We start from the raw sequence: 16,453 nt of genomic DNA on the forward strand, positions 1-16,453 counted from the left end.
ACCCCAGAGAAAGTGTTCATTTTTTGAACATATGAGCGTAGTTTCCTTCGCGTTAAGTTCGCGCAACGAAGCGGGTACCCCCACATGCACTACCTGGCCGAAGGGCTTCGGCTCCCCACGAACGGGCTCGACTACACGATCCTGGCGATCTACTTCGTCGTCGTCCTCGGTATCGGCTTCGCCGCACGGGCAAGCGTGAAGACGAGCCTCGACTTCTTCCTCTCCGGCCGTTCGCTGCCCGCCTGGGTCACCGGCCTCGCCTTCGTCGCAGCCAACCTCGGTGCCACCGAGATCCTCGGCATGGCGGCGACCGGAGCCCAGTACGGTGTCGCGGTCGTGCACTGGTACTGGATCGGCGCCATCCCGGCCATGGTCTTCCTGGGCCTGGTGATGATGCCGTTCTACTACCGGTCGAAGGTCCGCTCGGTGCCGGAGTTCCTGCTCCAGCGCTTCGACAAGTCGGCGCACCTGCTGAGCTCCGTGCTCTTCGCCTTCGCCGCCATCCTGATCGCGGGCGTCAACCTGTATGCGCTGTCGATCGTCGTCGAGGCGCTGCTCGGCTGGCCGCAGTGGGTCGCCATCGTGGTCGCGGGCCTCTTCGTCCTCGTCTACATCACCATCGGTGGTCTCTCCTCGGCGATCTACAACGAGGTGCTGCAGTTCTTCGTCATCCTCGCCGCCCTGATCCCGCTGACCCTGCTGGGTCTCAAGCGCGTCGGTGGCTGGGACGGTCTGACCGGGTCGCTGGAGAAGAGCCACGGCTCCAACTTCCTCTCCGCCTGGGGCGGCACCGGCATCGGTGACGCGAACCCGCTCGGTGCCAACTGGCTGACGATCGTCCTGGGCCTCGGCTTCGTGCTCTCCTTCGGCTACTGGACGACCAACTTCGCCGAGGTGCAGCGCGCGCTGTCCGCGAAGAACCTCTCCGCCGCCCAGCGCACCCCGCTGATCGCCGCGTTCCCGAAGATGTTCATCGTCTTCCTGGTGATGATCCCGGGCCTGGTGGCCGCCGTCGTCGTGCCGCAGATCGGCACCTCCGGCTCCGACCTGACCTACAACGACGCCATCCCCGTGCTGATGCAGGAACTGCTGCCCAACGGTGTGCTCGGCATCGCGGTGACCGGTCTGCTGGCCGCGTTCATGGCCGGTATGGCGGCAAACGTGTCGTCGTTCAACACGGTGTTCACGACCGACATCTGGGCGCGGTACGTCAAGAAGGACCGCCCGGACACGTACTACCTGCGCTTCGGCCGGCTCATCACGGCGATCGGCGTGCTGGCCTCCATCGGCACGGCCTTCATCGCCGCGAGCTTCTCGAACATCATGAGCTACCTCCAGACGCTGTTCTCCTTCTTCAACGTCCCGATGTTCGTGGTCTTCATCATCGGCATGTTCTGGAAGCGCGCCTCGATGAAGTCCGGTGTCTGGGGCCTGGTCGCGGGTACCACCGCCGCGATGATCAACTACTTCGTGATCTACAAGCAGGGAATCATCAGCATTCCCACCGACCAGGGCGCCAACTTCGTCTCCGCGATCGTCGGTTTCGTCGCCGGTGCGGTGGTCATGGTCGTCGTCACGCTGTTCACGGCCCCGAAGCCGGAGAAGGAACTGGCCGGTCTGGTCTACGGAACCGAATCCCCGGACGCCGACGAGGCACCGGAGGAGGGCGACAGCGCCTGGTACCGCAAGCCGGCCCTGCTCGGCTGGGGCGCCGTCGTCCTCGCCGCCCTGTGCTACATCCCCTACTCGTTCTGATCGGAGGAACTCACCATGTCCGACCTGCGCAAGGAAGTCTCCGAACTGGAGCAGAAGTCCGCGACCGCGGCCCGTCTCTTCGACATCCGGCGGATCATCGGCGGCCTCTTCGTGGTCTACGGCGTGATCGTCACCATCGCCGGGATCAACCCGTCCGACGCGGACCTGAAGAAGGCCGAGGGCGTCCACATCAACCTGTGGACCGGCCTGGCCATGCTGGTCCTCGGTCTGCTTTTCCTGCTCTGGCTGAAGCTGCGTCCGATGAAGACGCCGTCCGACGCTCCGGCTCCGGCCGACGACTGACGCACACCGCTCCGGCGCCCGGGCCCGGCGGCATCAACCGATGCCGCCGGGCCCGGGTCTGTCCGTGGCCACCCGGTCCAGCAGTCCCGTGCGGGCCGCGAGCGCCGCTGCCTCCAGCCGTGAGCCGACGCCCAGTTTCATCAGCACCCGCTGCACATGCGTCCGCGCGGTGCTCGACGCGATCCGCATCCCGGCCGCGATCATCCGGGTGTCCTCGCCCTCGACGACCCGCATCAGGACCTCGACCTCGCGCGGGGTGAGCGTCTCCAGGAGCCGCTGCCCCTCGTCGTCCGGCGCCGCGGTCGGATCGAGCAGCTCGGCGAAGGCGTCCTGCAGCAGCTGCGGCGCCACCGCGGCCTCTCCGGCCCGCGCCTTGATCATCGCCCGCTCGACGCCCTCCATGCGCTCGTCGTGCCGCACATAGCCCGCGGCACCCGCCGCGAAGGCCGCCGCGATGCCGAGCGGGCTGGGCACCGGCCCGAGCACCACCACGGCCACCTGCGGGCGCTCCCGCCGGATCCGTACGACCGGATCGAAGGCACCGGGTTCGGCCGGTGCCGCGGTGCCGAACAGACAGACCTCCGGAGCCCTGCTGACCACCAGCTCCGCGGCCCCGGCCGTCGGCGCGGTCGCCGCGAGCACCCGGTGGCCCCGCAGTTTCAACGCCGAGGCGAGCGCCTCGGCGAGCAGCCTGTGATCATCGACCACCATGAGCCGCACGCCCATCGAGCACCCCCAAAGCACCGGCGCCAGGCCCCCCGGCCCGCCCTGACCCGGCAAGCTACACGCTTGTTCGACGTTCTGGAGCCCTTACCCCTGAGAAGGCCCCAGAAGTGTCGGATTATGCGCTGCCCGAGGCTGACCGGCAGACGGAAAACGATCGGCCCTGCCGGTCGAATGATCGACCGGCAGGGCCGGATGCCAGGTGCCGCCGGTGGATCAGCCGGTGGCGAAGGAGAGGGCGAGGTAGTCCTTGTCGTCCAGCGAGCTCCCGCTCGGCTTGCTGACCATCATCTCGGATATGTACAGGTGACCGTCGGAGTAGAGCATCTCGGAGTAGTCCGAGGAGAAGCCGCTCTCGGCGTCACGGACGGCCTCGTCGCTCGGGTTCTCCATCAGCACGGTCTGCTTGAAGGTGGTGCCGTCGATGGAGACGATCTGGCCACCCTTGTCGTACGGGGGCGTCTTGTACGCGATGATGTTTCCGCCGTCCATGCGGAGCGGGAACATCGTGTAGCGGTCGCCCGCGTCGGCCCGGTCACCGGTCAGCTTTCCGGTGGTGAGGTCGAAGGCGACGATCTCGTTGGTGTCGCCGTACTCGCCGGTGCCCTCGTGGTCCTCGGTCGGCACATAGATGCGGTTGTTGCCGACGGCCAGCTTCCGGCAGCTCTCGACCTCGGTGGAACCACAGCGCGCGGCGTACTTCTCGCCGTCCGCCGCGATCCGGGTGAGCAGCTTGCCGGTGGAGGCGTCGATCGAGAAGAAGTCCGATATGCCGCTGCCGTCACCCGCGGTTTCGCCGACGTCGGCCGCGACGACGAGCGGCTTGGTGGACACGATGCTCGCGTACTCGACGCCGGGCGGCATCTTGTACGAGGAGAGCGGGGCGCCCGTGGTCGGGTTCAGCGCCTGGATGACGAGCTGCGGGTCGTCGTACGTACCGCACCTGCGGACCACGGCGAGCGCCTCGCCGCCGGCGTAACCCGCGTCGTAGCAGCCGTCGGTGGAGACCTTCGGCTTCCAGCGCTCGGCGCCGGTCTCCAGGTCGAACGCCACGCCGCCCTGGGTGCCGGCCGCGGCGACCGTGGTGCCGCTGAGCGTGATCTCGTCGTACCGGACCGGCTCGTCACCGCTGGTGGCGGCGACCACCGACTTGTTCCACATCATCTTGCCGGTGTTCAGGTCGATCGCGCCGACCTGGTTGCACGGCGGGTACTTCTTGGCCTTGGTCGGCTTGCCGGCCTGGAAGGCGATGGCCGTCTTGTAGTCCTTGGACATGTGCCGGGAGGCCGCGCAGAGCTGGCCCTCCAGCGGGAGGGACCACAGCTTGGTGCCCTTGGCCAGGTCGTAGCCGACGATCTCGTTGACGCCGGTCTTCACATACGCCTTGTCGGTCAGCCAGGAACCGTCGACCGTGGTGACGTCACCGACCTTCGGTTCCGGAAGCTTGAAGGCCACCTTGGACGTGGTGTCCGTCGGCGCCTTCTCCTTCCCTGCGCCATCGGCGGCCCCGCCCTGACCGGCGTCCTTGCCCGCGGTGGCGCCGCCGGACCGGGACGCCTCGTCCTTCTTCCCGTCGTCGCCCCCGCCGGCGGAGAACCAGACACCCACGCCGATGATCAGCACCACGGCGACGGCCGCGGCAACGATGATCTGCATCTGGGTGCTGAACTTCTTGCCCCCCTTGTCCGGCCCGTTCTGCTGCGGCGGGTACGGCTGCTGCATCGGGCTCGTCGGATAGCCGTATCCCTGCTGCGGCGGCTGGCCCGGCGGCAGACCTTGCGAGAACCCGTACCCCTGAGGCGGCTGACCGGGCGCGGCCGCCTGCGGATAGCCGTAACCGGGCTGCGGCGGCTGGGCCTGCGGATAGCCGTAACCCGGCTGCGGGGGCTGCCCCTGCGGATAGCCGTAGCCAGGAGCCGGCTGCTGCGCCGGGCCTGCGGGCGGCGGGGCCTGCGGGGTCTGCGGGGCGCCGAATCCGCCTGCGGGCGGCGGGGTCGGGGCGCCGAACCCCCCTGCCGGAGGCGGGGTCGGGGCACCGAATCCTTCCGCGGACGGCGGATTCTGCGGGGCACCGGTGCCGCTCTGGGGCGGCTTGTCGGACGGCTCGTTGGGCGGCTGCGGGGGCTGCGTCATGTCGTACGTACCTCTGGAGGGGGGAGGGAGTCGGTGGGGCGATGAGCCGTCAGTTGCCGAAGGCCATCATGGTCTTCGTCTCCAGCTCTTCCTTGTCGTTGCGCGCGCTGACCCGTCCGCTCGCGATGAGGGAACGGCCGTCCGCGTAGACGATCTTCTCGTTGTAGAAGGTGCTCTCGATCCCGGCCGTCGACGCGGGGTGCTGCAGCAGCATCCGCACGGTGCCGCCGGTCGGTGCGAGGGTGGCGATCCCGCCGCCCTTCTCGTATCCGGCCTCCACGTAGAGCAGCACGTTGCCGCCCTCCATCCGCAGCGGCTTCACCGTGCGACCGGCCGGGGCGGCGGCCTTCCACTTCGACTTGCCGGTGTTCAGGTCGAACGCCACGACCTTGTTCGTGCGGGCGCTGCCGCTGGAGTCGGGCGAGGTCGACATGTAGAAGGTGTTGGCGTCGGCGGCCACACCGGTGCACCCGTCCAGGGACTTGCCGAAGATGGCGAAGGAGCTGCCGCAGTCCGGTGCGAACGTGTCGCCCTTGTCACTGACGATCGAGGAGCGCAAGGTGCCGTTCTCCTTGAGGGCGAGGACGCTCCACTGCTTGTCCTTCTTCAGGGAGACCACGAGCGGGCTCACCGAGTAGACCCGGTCGATCTCCCAGCCGCGCTTGGGCTGATACGTCCACCTGGGCTTCCCGGTGACCGGGTCGAGCTCCTGGATCTGATGCTGCGGATTGTCGACGTCGTCGGTGCGGCAGCTGGCGGCGGCGATCAGCTTGGCCCCGCCCGCGAAGGCGAACGGCTGGCAGATGCCCGACGGCTTGCCGAACAGCTCCTTGCCGTCGCTGACCCGGTAGGCGTTGGAGTTGCCGGTGCGCCCGACCGTCACGGTGTCACCGCTGATGGCCAGCGAGATGTCCGACATCATGTCCCAGACACCGTTCTGCTTGACCGACTTCTTCCAGCCGGCCTTGCCGGTGTTGAGGTCGATCATCTGGAGGTCGGCGCAGTCCGCCTTGTCGGTGGTGCCGTTCTCGACCCCGATGACGATCTTGCCGTCGGTGGTGGGCTGCGAGGGCGCCGCGCACAGGTCGGCGGGCAGCTTCAGCGTCCACTTCTTCTTGCCGTCGGCCACCGAGTAGCCGACGACCGAGCGGTACATGCCCTTGACCACGGTGTCGCCGGCGACCCAGGGGCCGTACACGTCCGAGCCGTTGCGCGGCAGGTCGACATCGTTCTTCTGCAGCCAGAGAACCTTCGCCTCGCCCTTCTTGCGACCGGCGTTGAGGTCGTCGTCGGCATCGCGGCCGTCCCCACTGCCGTCGCCCTCGTCGACGGAGGGCGAACTGCTCGGACCGGCCTCACCGCTCTTCTCCGCGACGGGCTTCTTCTCGTCGTCACCGCCGCTCACGGCAACGAAGACGCCGGTGCCTATCACCAGGAGCGCGGCAGCCGCGGCACCGATGATCAGCCCGGTCCTGCGCTTGGAGGAGCCGCCGCCCCCCGGGCCACCGGGGACCGGAGCGCCGGGGTACTGCTGCGGATAGCCGTAACCGGGCTGTGCCGGCTGGGCGTAGGGGCCCGGCTGCTGGGCATACGGACCGGGCTGGGCGTAGGGGCCCGGCTGCTGTGCATACGGGCCGGGCTGCGCCTGCTGACCGTACGGACCGGGCTGCTGGGGGTAGCCGTAACCGGGGGCCTGACCCGGTGCCTGGCCGGGGGCGGGCGGGTATGCGTAGCCGGGCTGCGCGGGCGGCGGAGCCTGGGGCGGCATGCCCGGCGGCGGAGCCTGGGGTGGCACGCCCGGCGGTGGACCCTGGGGCGGCTGAGGACTCCCCTGCGGCGGCTCCTGCGGCGCGCCGAACCCTCCCTGCGGCGATGGCTGGCTGGGTGGCTGAGTCATCAGCGCGTCCCCCTTTGTGCGGTCCGGTGCCCGTTCCGTTCTCCCCCGCGATTCCGCAGGCCCCAAGGAGTCCGACAAGCCCCCTTGAACTCTCCGGAAAGGAGCGAATCAGGCATGGATCCCGCGGCGTCACGACAGTCGAGCGGGGCTTCTTTGTACCACCGACCGTCCCTCGGCGACCGGGACAGTCCACCCCCTGTTCCCAAGGAAAAACCGGCCCGTGATGCCCTCGTTACGCCTGGGGCGCTCGTTCGGATCCGGCCCCACCTCGGCTTCCAGGGCCCGCTGTCGGCTTCAGCGGCTCCGTCGGCTTCTCGGCCCCGCGGCCGACCCCGCCGATCCTCGCGCGCACGAGGAAGGGGCGCCCGTTCGGACAGGCGCCCCCACATTCCCGCACCGGACGGGCTCTCGTCCCGTCACCCGCCCCACGGACCCCACCGGTCGCACCGATGGGGCCCCAGCGATCAGGCGTCCTCGGCCAGTTCCAACCAGCGCATCTCCAACTCATCGCGCTCCGAGGCCAGTTCACGCAGCTCCGCGTCCAGCTTCGCCACCTTCTCGAAGTCCGTCGCATGCTCCGCGATCTGGGCGTGCAGCGCGGTCTCCCGCGTGGAGATCTTGTCGAGCTGCCGCTCCACCTTCTGGAGTTCCTTCTTCGCCGCGCGTGCGGCCTGCGGGGAGAGGGCCGGGGCCGAAGCCGGCTTCTCCGTGGCCGCCACGGGTACGGCGGAGGGCGTGGCCGCCTCCTCCATCCGCTGCCTGCGCTCCAGGTACTCGTCGATTCCCCGCGGCAGCATCCGCAGCGTGCGGTCGCCGAGCAGTGCCATCACCCGGTCCGTGGTCCGCTCGATGAAGAACCGGTCGTGGGAGATGACGATCATCGATCCGGGCCAGCCGTCGAGGAGGTCCTCCAGCTGGGTCAGGGTCTCGATGTCGAGGTCGTTGGTGGGCTCGTCGAGGAAGAGGACGTTCGGCTCGTCCATCAGCAGGCGCAGGATCTGGAGCCGGCGCCGCTCGCCACCCGAGAGGTCGCCCACCGGGGTCCACTGCTTCTCCTTCGAGAAGCCGAACTGCTCGCAGAGCTGACCGGCGGTCATCTCCCGGCCCTTGCCCAGATCGACCCGGTCGCGTACCTGCTGGACCGCTTCGAGCACCCGCAGGTTCGGGTTGAGCTCGTGCACCTCCTGGGAGAGGTAGGCCAGCCTGACGGTCTTGCCGGCGACGATCTTCCCGGCGGCGGGCTGGACGTCGCCCTCGGTACGGGCCGCCTCGGCCAGCGCCCGCAGCAGCGAGGTCTTCCCCGCGCCGTTGACCCCGACCAGACCGATCCGGTCGCCGGGGCCGAGCTGCCAGGTGAGGTGGGTGAGCAGCGTCTTGGGGCCGGCCTGGACCGTCACGTCCTCCAGATCGAAGACGGTCTTGCCGAGCCGGGCGTTGGCGAACTTCATCAGCTCGCTCGTGTCGCGCGGCGGCGGCACGTCGGCGATCAGTTCGTTGGCCGCCTCGATGCGGTAGCGGGGCTTGGAGGTGCGGGCGGGGGCGCCGCGGCGCAGCCAGGCCAGCTCCTTGCGCATCAGGTTCTGCCGCTTGGACTCCTCGGTGGCGGCGATCCGTTCGCGTTCGGCCCGTGCGAAGACGTAGTCGCTGTAGCCGCCCTCGTACTCGTGGACGGTGCCGCGCTGGACGTCCCACATGCGCGTGCAGACCTGGTCGAGGAACCAGCGGTCGTGGGTGACGCAGACGAGGGCCGAGCGGCGCGCCCGCAGATGGCCGGCCAGCCAGGCGATGCCCTCGACGTCGAGGTGGTTGGTCGGCTCGTCGAGCACGATCAGGTCCTGCTCGGCGATGAGCAGCTTGGCCAGGGCGATGCGGCGGCGTTCCCCGCCGGAGAGCGGGGCGATGACGGTGTCCAGGCCGTGCTCGAAGCCCGGCAGGGCGAGGCCGCCGAAGAGCCCGGTGAGCACGTCGCGGATCTTCGCGCTGCCCGCCCACTCGTGGTCGGCCAGGTCGCCGATCACCTCATGGCGGATGGTCGCCTGCGGGTCGAGCGAATCGTGCTGGGTGAGAACGCCGAGGCGCAGCCCGCCGCTGTGGGTGACCCGGCCGCTGTCCGCCTCCTCCAGCTTGGCGAGCATCCGGATGAGGGTCGTCTTGCCGTCGCCGTTGCGGCCCACGACACCGATCCGGTCTCCCTCGGACACTCCGAGGGACACACCGTCGAGCAGGGCACGGGTGCCGTACACCTTGCTGACCTGCTCGACATTGATCAGATTGACGGCCATTTCGCTCCTGCTCACGGGGGATCGATCGATATCCCAGGGTAATCGGCTCGCGGCTGCGCTAGCGTGCGGCAACCGATCAAGGGGCGCGACCCCGGTCGGAAGCGCTCGGGGCATCTCGGAAGTGGGGACATCGGTGGGGAATTCCAAGGTGCGTGGCACCGTGCGCGGCGCTGTGCGCAGACCCGTGCGGGGCATGGTTCCGGCGGCGCTGCTGGCGGCGTTCGTGCTGGTGGGCTGTGCGTCCGAGTCGCGGTACGCGGACGTCGGGGAGGACACGGGGGCGTCCGGCGAGAAGCCGGCGCAGAAGACGGAGGCAGCCGGGAAGACCGCCGCCAAGGCGGGCTCGGTCGGCGCCCCCGGCTCGGCCTGCCCGATGCCCGTCTCCTTCGACCTCGCGGCGTCCTGGAAGCCGAAGGCCGCCCATGTCGACAAGGACTCCGAGATAGGCGCCGCGCTGGGGGTGCAGGGCGGGGCCGTCCTGATCTGCGAGATCGACGCGAAGCCCACGGGGAACATCGGGTATCTGCGGGTGTGGCAGGGCGAGAAGTCCGACGGCACCCCACGACGGGCCCTGGAGAGGTTCGCGGCGGACGAGGACGGCGCGGAGAAGTTCACCTACACCGAGATCAAGGCCGGTGACCTGACCGCGACCGAGGTCGATTACACGGTCTACAGCGAGCTGCTGGACGAGCGCAAGAAGGAGCGGGCGTTCGCCGTCTCCACCCCGGACGGCCCGGTCGTGGTCCACCTGGGCGGGATGGACACGGAGGAGCACGAGGCGATGCTCCCGGCGTACGAGCTGGCGAAGAAGAGCGTGCGGCTGGGGTGACGGGGCGGCGGGGACGGGCGTCCGCTCACCCTTGCCCGCCCCCTTACGCAAGACGTACGCGTTTACTCGTCGCACAGGGTGCGGAGTCTACGGGCGACGGGCGACGTACCCGGAGTTCACAGGACCACGGCCCCCGGCGCCGCGGAGACCGCGGTCCGCGCGTTGCGGCACGTCCCCGAGACGACCAGCGCCTCGGCCACCTTCCGGGCCGACTCCTCGTCCGCCACCAGGAACGCGGTGGTCGGCCCGGAGCCCGAGACCAGGGCGGCCAGGGCGCCGGCCGCGGTGCCCGCGGCGAGGGTGTCGGCCAGGGACGGGCGCAGGGAGAGCGCGGCGGGCTGGAGGTCGTTGCTCAAGGCGTCCGCCAGGGCGGCGGTGTCACCGGTCCGCAGCGCGTCCAGGAGCGTGGCGGAGGCGGCGGGCTCCGGGACGTTCGTGCCGGCCGTGAGCCGGTCGAACTCGCCGTAGACGGCCGGGGTGGAGAGGCCGCCGTCGGCGACCGCGAAGACCCAGTGGAAGGTGCCGCCGACCTCGATCGGGGTCAGCTGCTCACCGCGCCCGACGCCGAGGGCCGCGCCGCCGACCAGGCTGAACGGGACGTCGCTGCCCAGCTCCGCGCAGATGTCGAGGAGCTCCTGCCGGGTGGCGCCGGTGGACCAGAGGGTGTCGCAGGCCAGCAGGGCGGCCGCACCGTCGGCGCTGCCGCCCGCCATGCCTCCCGCGACGGGGATGTCCTTGGCGATGTGGAGGTGCACCCGGGGTTCGATGCCGTGCCGTTCGGCCAGCGCGATCGCGGCGCGGGCGGCGAGGTTCGTCGTGTCCAGGGGGACCTTCGCGGCGTCCGGACCCGAGCAGGTGATGCGCAGCTCGTCGGCGGGGGTGGCGGTGACCTCGTCGTACAGGCCGACGGCGAGGAAGACGTTGGCCAGGTCGTGGAAGCCGTCGGGGCGCGCGGCACCGACCGCGAGCTGGACGTTGACCTTGGCGGGGACGCGGACGGTGACGCTCACTCGCCCGTCCCGGGGTGCGTGCTGCCGGAGGTCTCGGAGGTGTTGTCCCCGGCCGGCCCGGACGGCTTGTTCTCGGCGATGGCGGCGAACTCCTCGACCGTCAGCGCCTCGCCGCGGGCCTGGGGCGAGATCCCGGCCGCGACCAGGGCCGCTTCGGCGGCGGGTGCGGAACCCGCCCAGCCGGCCAGGGCCGCCCGCAGCGTCTTGCGGCGCTGGGCGAAGGCCGCGTCGACGACTGCGAAGACCTCGGTCCTGCTCGCGCTCGTGGTGACCGGCTCGGTGCGCCGGACCAGCGAGACCAGACCGGAGTCGACGTTGGGCGCGGGCCAGAAGACGTTGCGGCCGATGGCCCCGGCCCGCTTGACGTCGGCGTACCAGTTGGCCTTCACCGACGGCACACCGTAGACCTTGTTGCCCGGCCGCGCGGCCAGCCGGTCGGCGACCTCGGACTGGACCATGACGAGGGTCCGCTCGATGGACGGGAAGCGCTCCAGCATGGTCAGCAGGACCGGCACGGCGACGTTGTACGGAAGGTTCGCGACCAGCGCGGTCGGTGCCGGGCCCGGCAGCTCACGGACCAGCATCGCGTCGGAGTGCACCAGGGTGAATCGGTCGGCGCGCCCCGGCATGCGGGCGGCGACCGTGGCCGGCAGCGCGCCCGCCAGTACGTCGTCGATCTCGACGGCGACGACCCGGTCCGCCGCCTCCAGCAGCGCCAGGGTCAGCGAACCGAGCCCCGGACCGACCTCGACGACGACGTCGTCCGGGCGGACCTCCGCCGTCCGCACGATCCTGCGGACCGTATTGGCGTCGATGACGAAGTTCTGGCCGCGCTGCTTGGTCGGGCGTACGCCCAGTTTCGCGGCCAGCTCGCGGATGTCTGCGGGGCCCAGGAGGGCATCGGGCTCAGTGGTGCTCACCCGGTAAGCCTACGGCCGCGGCACGGCCGTGGTCCCCGCCACGTCCCGCGCACGGTCCGGTCGGCCGGCTGGCGGGATGCCGGCCGGCACCGGTCAGTAGTCGAATGCGCGGGCCGTGTTGTCGAAGACGGCCGACGCCAGGGTGTCCTCGTCCACGCCCTTCACCTCCGCCATGGCCCGCAGCGTGACCGGGATCAGATACGGCGCGTTGGGCCGCCCGCGGTAGGGGGCGGGGGTGAGGAACGGCGCGTCCGTCTCGACCAGGACCAGTTCCGTCGGCGCGACGGCCAGCGCGTCGCGCAGCGGCTGGGCGTTCTTGAAGGTGACGTTGCCCGCGAAGGACATGAAATACCCGGCGTCCGCGCAGATCCGGGCCATCTCCGCATCGCCGGAGTAGCAGTGGAACACGGTGCGCTCGGGGGCGCCCGCGTCGGCGAGGATGCGCAGCACGTCCGCGTGCGCGTCGCGGTCGTGGATGACGAGCGCCTTGCCGTGCCGTTTGGCGATCTCGATGTGGGCGCGGAAGGACTCCTCCTGCGCGGCCATGCCCTCCGGCCCGGTACGGAAGTAGTCGAGCCCGGTCTCGCCGACGCCCCGTACGTGGTCGAGCGCGGCCAGCGCGTCGATCTCGGCGAGGGCCTCGTGCAGCGCCGCCTGCCCGCCGCCCTCGCGTGCGCCCTGCCGCGACCAGCCGTCGGGGTCGCCGTGCACGATGCGCGGCGCCTCGTTGGGGTGCAGGGCGACCGCGGCGTGCACGTTCGGGTGTGCGGCGGCGGTCTCGGCGGCCCACTGCGAACCGGCCACGTCGCAGCCCACCTGGATCACGGTGGTCACATTGACCGCCGCGGCCCGGGCCAGGCCCTCCTCGACGGTCGCGTCCTGCATGTCCAGGTGGGTGTGCGAATCGGCGACCGGCACCCGGAGGGGTTCGGGCAGCGGCGGGGCTTCGGTACGGCTCATGAAGACGATCGTACGAGCACCGGGCCGATGGGCCCTGCGGTGGAAGCCGGTGCCGCTGCGCGTGGGGGGAGCTGGTCGGTGCCGCTACCCGCGGTGGAAAGGGCGCAGCAGGCTGGAGAGCTGCCGGTGGCGTCCACCACCCGCGGGTGCGACCGCGGCGGCCACCGGGTCGCCCGCGCGGACGTCGGCGGGGCCGCCCGCCGACCGGGTCCGACGGGGGGTGCGGAGCGCCTGCTGGACGGTCGAGACCCGGCCGGACCGCATGATCCGGACCACGTGCCCGTCGCAGTTCAGGCAGGTCGGTGTGGACAGGGGTGAGGGCACCCGTTCGCCGTCCGCCTTGTATATGACGAAGGCGTTGTCCGAACCGTCGACGTGGTGCTCTATCTCGTAAGCCTGTTCCCAGCCGTATCCGCACCTCATGCAGGCGAAGGCATAGGCCTCGTGCACGGTGGTCACTGCGCTCTCACTCATGGCTGCTCCTTGGTCCGTCGGACAGGCACTCCGAAGAACGTGTCCTTGGTCCAGTGGACGCCCTCACCAGCCCAAAGGCATCAGGCCTGTCGAGTGTTGGAGCGGTTTTGGCCTCCGCGTGGCAGAAGAGCCCGGCGCGCGGCTCGCGCTTTACCTTTCACGCCCGTCCTTTGCCGTCCGCGGAACCGGTTCGCTCCGCGTTCTTTGCCGCGACGACGGCATCGAAGACGTCCCGCTTGGGCAGCCCCGCCTCCGCGGCGACGGCGGCGATCGCCTCCTTGCGCCGCTCCCCCGCCTCCTCGCGCACCCGCACCCGGCGTACCAGTTCCGCGGCGTCCAGTTCCTCGGGGCCGGATTCGGCCGCGCCCTCGACGACGACGGTGATCTCGCCGCGTACCCCTTCGGCCGCCCAGGCCGCCAGCTCGCCCAGCGGGCCGCGCTTCACTTCCTCGTAGGTCTTGGTCAGCTCCCGGCACACGGCCGCCCTGCGGTCGTCGCCGAAGACCTCGGCCATCGCCGCGAGGGTGTCGTCGAGCCGGTGCGGGGCCTCGAAGAAGACCAGGGTGCGGCGCTCGTCGGCGACCTCGCGCAGCCGGCCGAGCCGCTCGCCCGCCTTGCGCGGCAGGAAGCCCTCGAAGCAGAACCGGTCGACGGGCAGTCCGGACAGGGCGAGCGCGGTGAGCACGGCGGACGGGCCGGGGACCGCGGTGACCCTGATGTCCTTCTCCACGGCGGCGGCCACGAGCCGGTAGCCGGGGTCGGAGACCGACGGCATTCCGGCGTCGGTGACCAGCAGGACGCGCGCGCCGCCGGTCAGCGCCTCGACGAGTTCGGGCGTACGGGCCGACTCGTTGCCCTCGAAGTAGGAGACGACCCGCCCCGTGGTGTGGACCCCGAGTGCCTGGGTGAGCCGGCGCAGCCGCCGGGTGTCCTCGGCGGCGACGACATCGGCCGTCTCCAGTTCGACGGCGAGGCGGGGCGGGGCGTCCGCCACATCGCCGATGGGGGTTCCTGCGAGTACCAGCGTTCCAGTCGTTCCAGTCACAGAAGCCATCCTCCCAGCACGGGCGACAGCATTCGCACAGACGCGTTCCCTACGATGGCGCAGTGACGAGTACTGCGCCCGAAGCCCCACAGGGTCAAGACGCCGGGACACCGCACGGCGAAGAGCCGGCCTTCTGGCAGCAGCGGCTGCGCCGCTTCGGCCATCGGCCCCGGCCCGGGATCGGGCTGCGCGAACGGCTGGTTCCGCCGTACACCAGGCCCAGCACCCAGATGTGGGCGGTGCTCGGCATCTCCCCGCCCAGGGCCGAGCGCCTGGTGCGGTGGTCCGCCTGGGGCGGTCCGCTGCTGGTGGCGCTGGTCGCGGGGGTGCTGCGGTTCTGGAACCTGGGCAGCCCGCACGCGCTGATATTCGACGAGACGTACTACGCCAAGGACTCCTGGGCCCTGATCCACCGCGGGTACGAGGGGAACTGGCCCAAGGACGTCGACAAGCTGATCCTCGACGACCCGTCGAAGGTGCAGATCCCGGTGGATCCGGGCTATGTGGTGCATCCGCCGGTCGGCAAGTGGGTCATCGGGCTCGGTGAGCAGCTCTTCGGCTTCACACCGTTCGGCTGGCGGTTCATGGTGGCGGTGCTCGGCACGCTGTCGGTGCTGATGCTGTGCCGGATCGGGCGGCGGCTGTTCCGCTCGACGTTCCTGGGATGTCTGGCGGGCACCCTGCTGGCCGTGGACGGGCTGCACTTCGTGATGAGCCGCACCGCGCTGCTCGACCTGGTGCTGATGTTCTTCGTGCTGGCGGCGTTCGGTGCGCTGCTGATCGACCGCGACTGGGCGCGGAGCCGACTCGCCGCCGCGCTGCCGGTCGACGAGGAGGGGGTGCTGCGCCCGGATGCCGGTGTCGCGGAGCGGCTGCGCCTCGGCCTGCGTCCCTGGCGCCTGGTCGCCGGTCTGATGCTGGGGCTGGCCTTCGCCACCAAGTGGAACGGCCTGTACATCCTGGTCGGCTTCGGTCTGATGACGGTGCTGTGGGACGTGGGCGCGCGCCGGACCGCCGGCGCGGTCCGCCCGTACACGGCGGTGCTGAAGCGGGACCTGCTGCCCGCGTTCGTCTCGACGGTCCCGGTCGCGATCCTCACGTATCTCGTCTCCTGGACCGGCTGGATCGTCACCGACAAGGGCTACTACCGCGACTGGGCGCAGACCGACGGCCGGGGCGGCAACTGGACGTGGCTGCCCGACTGGCTGCGCAGCCTGTGGCACTACGAGTACCAGGTCTACGAATTCCATGTGAACCTGACGTCCGGACACACCTACCAGTCCAACCCCTGGAGCTGGATCGTGCTCGGCCGGCCCGTCTCGTACTTCTGGGCGGAGGAACCGGGCTGCGCGGCCTCGGAGACCGGCAAGTGCTCCCGTGAGGTGCTGGCGATCGGGACGCCGCTGCTGTGGTGGGCGGCGTGCTTCGCCCTGGCGTACATCCTGTGGCGGTGGTTCTTCCGGCGCGACTGGCGCGCGGGCGCGATCGCCTGCGGGGTGGCGGCGGGCTGGCTGCCCTGGTTCCTCTACCAGGAGCGGACGATCTTCCTCTTCTACGCGGTCGTCTTCGTGCCGTTCCTGTGTCTGGCGGTCACGATGATGATCGGCGCGATGCTGGGGCCCGCGGCGGGGTCCGGGTCCCGGGAGGAACCCGTCCTGGTGGCCGGTGATCCGCCGGGAGAACGGCGGCGGATGGTGGGGGCGATCGCAGCGGGCGTGCTGGTGCTGCTGATCATCTGGAACTTCATCTACTTCTGGCCGATCTACACGGGCACACCGATTCCGGACGGGTCCTGGCGGAACCGGATGTGGCTGGACACCTGGATCTGACTGGGAAAACGCACCAAGAGGCCGCAGTCGACGACTGCGGCCTCTTGGTGGTTGTTGGCCATCATCGGTAGCCGTGTGGCCCCACACCCCACACAGACACACACGGCAACCCGCTACTAGCTACTGGAGCGTGTCCGACGGGTCGCTTCATGCAGACCGTCCCCACCTCCAGGACTGCCGTCGCTCCGCCGTCCGTACGGCCTTCCCAGCCGGCCGCGAAGGCCTTGGGCGGGCCGGGGCAGCGGCCCCGCTCCCGACAGCCATGCCACCTGAATGGGGCAACATGACGTGCC

The 16,453-nt window shown here is 70.4% G+C and carries 13 protein-coding genes; 4 read left to right on the plus strand and 9 right to left on the minus strand.

The genetic code is table 11. The annotated features are described in order from the left end of the window. Window positions 1-84: 84 nt before the first annotated feature. Both AB0L71_RS14505 and AB0L71_RS14510 read left to right on the plus strand, forming a co-directional pair. Window positions 85-1,755, plus strand: a complete 1,671-nt coding sequence (locus AB0L71_RS14505) for a sodium:solute symporter family protein (RefSeq protein ID WP_365242300.1) — start codon at window positions 85-87, stop codon at window positions 1,753-1,755. A 15-nt stretch (window positions 1,756-1,770) separates the two neighbouring features. Further along, a complete protein-coding gene (locus AB0L71_RS14510; protein ID WP_365242302.1) occupies window positions 1,771-2,058 on the plus strand; it encodes a hypothetical protein in 288 nt (95 codons plus the stop codon). 33 nt (window positions 2,059-2,091) lie between these two features. On the opposite strand, the gene AB0L71_RS14515 is transcribed toward AB0L71_RS14510, so the two are convergent. The 4 genes from AB0L71_RS14515 to AB0L71_RS14530 all read right to left on the minus strand — a co-directional run bounded on the left by AB0L71_RS14515 (window position 2,092) and on the right by AB0L71_RS14530 (window position 9,093). Then, a complete protein-coding gene (locus AB0L71_RS14515; RefSeq protein ID WP_365242304.1) occupies window positions 2,092-2,784 on the minus strand; it encodes a LuxR C-terminal-related transcriptional regulator in 693 nt (230 codons plus the stop codon). A gap of 213 nt (window positions 2,785-2,997) precedes the next feature. Continuing rightward, window positions 2,998-4,914: a PQQ-binding-like beta-propeller repeat protein gene (locus AB0L71_RS14520; RefSeq protein WP_365242306.1), complete on the minus strand. Its 1,917-nt coding sequence runs from the start codon at window positions 4,912-4,914 to the stop codon at window positions 2,998-3,000. A gap of 49 nt (window positions 4,915-4,963) precedes the next feature. Then, the gene (locus tag AB0L71_RS14525; protein ID WP_365242308.1) at window positions 4,964-6,811 is read right to left on the minus strand and encodes a PQQ-binding-like beta-propeller repeat protein; all 1,848 of its coding nucleotides are present in this window, start codon (window positions 6,809-6,811) and stop codon (window positions 4,964-4,966) included. A gap of 464 nt (window positions 6,812-7,275) precedes the next feature. Beyond that, window positions 7,276-9,093 (minus strand): ABC-F family ATP-binding cassette domain-containing protein, encoded by a 1,818-nt coding sequence (locus AB0L71_RS14530; protein ID WP_365242499.1) that lies wholly within the window; start codon window positions 9,091-9,093, stop codon window positions 7,276-7,278. A gap of 160 nt (window positions 9,094-9,253) precedes the next feature. Between AB0L71_RS14530 and AB0L71_RS14535 the strand changes: the two genes are divergently transcribed. Further along, window positions 9,254-9,922: a lipoprotein gene (locus AB0L71_RS14535; RefSeq protein WP_365242310.1), complete on the plus strand. Its 669-nt coding sequence runs from the start codon at window positions 9,254-9,256 to the stop codon at window positions 9,920-9,922. Window positions 9,923-10,038: 116 nt separating this feature from the next. Here the strand turns inward: AB0L71_RS14535 and AB0L71_RS14540 are convergent, their stop codons facing one another. The 5 genes from AB0L71_RS14540 to rsmI form a co-directional block, all read right to left on the minus strand. After that, a complete protein-coding gene (locus tag AB0L71_RS14540; RefSeq protein ID WP_365242312.1) occupies window positions 10,039-10,932 on the minus strand; it encodes a 4-(cytidine 5'-diphospho)-2-C-methyl-D-erythritol kinase in 894 nt (297 codons plus the stop codon). Further along, entirely contained in the window at window positions 10,929-11,852 is a 924-nt protein-coding gene (gene rsmA / locus AB0L71_RS14545) for a 16S rRNA (adenine(1518)-N(6)/adenine(1519)-N(6))-dimethyltransferase RsmA (RefSeq protein ID WP_365242314.1), read from the minus strand. The genes AB0L71_RS14540 and rsmA overlap by 4 nt, the downstream gene beginning before the upstream one ends. A 93-nt stretch (window positions 11,853-11,945) precedes the next feature. Further along, on the minus strand, window positions 11,946-12,812 hold the full coding sequence (locus tag AB0L71_RS14550) for a TatD family hydrolase (RefSeq protein WP_365242316.1): 867 nt from the start codon (window positions 12,810-12,812) through the stop codon (window positions 11,946-11,948). A gap of 84 nt (window positions 12,813-12,896) precedes the next feature. Further along, the gene (locus tag AB0L71_RS14555) at window positions 12,897-13,286 is read right to left on the minus strand and encodes a hypothetical protein (protein ID WP_365242318.1); all 390 of its coding nucleotides are present in this window, start codon (window positions 13,284-13,286) and stop codon (window positions 12,897-12,899) included. Window positions 13,287-13,443: 157 nt separating this feature from the next. Then, window positions 13,444-14,340 (minus strand): 16S rRNA (cytidine(1402)-2'-O)-methyltransferase, encoded by an 897-nt coding sequence (gene rsmI / locus AB0L71_RS14560; protein ID WP_365242320.1) that lies wholly within the window; start codon window positions 14,338-14,340, stop codon window positions 13,444-13,446. A gap of 53 nt (window positions 14,341-14,393) precedes the next feature. Between rsmI and AB0L71_RS14565 the strand changes: the two genes are divergently transcribed. Continuing rightward, complete coding sequence (locus AB0L71_RS14565; protein WP_365242322.1) at window positions 14,394-16,160, plus strand: phospholipid carrier-dependent glycosyltransferase; 1,767 nt, start codon at window positions 14,394-14,396, stop codon at window positions 16,158-16,160. Window positions 16,161-16,453: the final 293 nt, after the last annotated feature.

Source organism: Streptomyces sp. NPDC052052, assembly GCF_040680455.1.
Lineage (GTDB): Bacteria > Actinomycetota > Actinomycetes > Streptomycetales > Streptomycetaceae > Streptomyces.

Coding starts and splice junctions, on each gene's coding strand:
- rsmI (WP_365242320.1), bottom strand. CDS start 14,340: ATGGCTTCTGTGACTGGAACGACTGGAACGCTGGTACTCGCAGGAACC.
- AB0L71_RS14530 (WP_365242499.1), bottom strand. CDS start 9,093: ATGGCCGTCAATCTGATCAATGTCGAGCAGGTCAGCAAGGTGTACGGC.
- AB0L71_RS14505 (WP_365242300.1), top strand. CDS start 85: ATGCACTACCTGGCCGAAGGGCTTCGGCTCCCCACGAACGGGCTCGAC.
- AB0L71_RS14550 (WP_365242316.1), bottom strand. CDS start 12,812: ATGAGCCGTACCGAAGCCCCGCCGCTGCCCGAACCCCTCCGGGTGCCG.
- AB0L71_RS14510 (WP_365242302.1), top strand. CDS start 1,771: ATGTCCGACCTGCGCAAGGAAGTCTCCGAACTGGAGCAGAAGTCCGCG.
- AB0L71_RS14520 (WP_365242306.1), bottom strand. CDS start 4,914: ATGACGCAGCCCCCGCAGCCGCCCAACGAGCCGTCCGACAAGCCGCCC.
- AB0L71_RS14515 (WP_365242304.1), bottom strand. CDS start 2,784: ATGGGCGTGCGGCTCATGGTGGTCGATGATCACAGGCTGCTCGCCGAG.
- AB0L71_RS14525 (WP_365242308.1), bottom strand. CDS start 6,811: ATGACTCAGCCACCCAGCCAGCCATCGCCGCAGGGAGGGTTCGGCGCG.
- AB0L71_RS14555 (WP_365242318.1), bottom strand. CDS start 13,286: ATGAGTGAGAGCGCAGTGACCACCGTGCACGAGGCCTATGCCTTCGCC.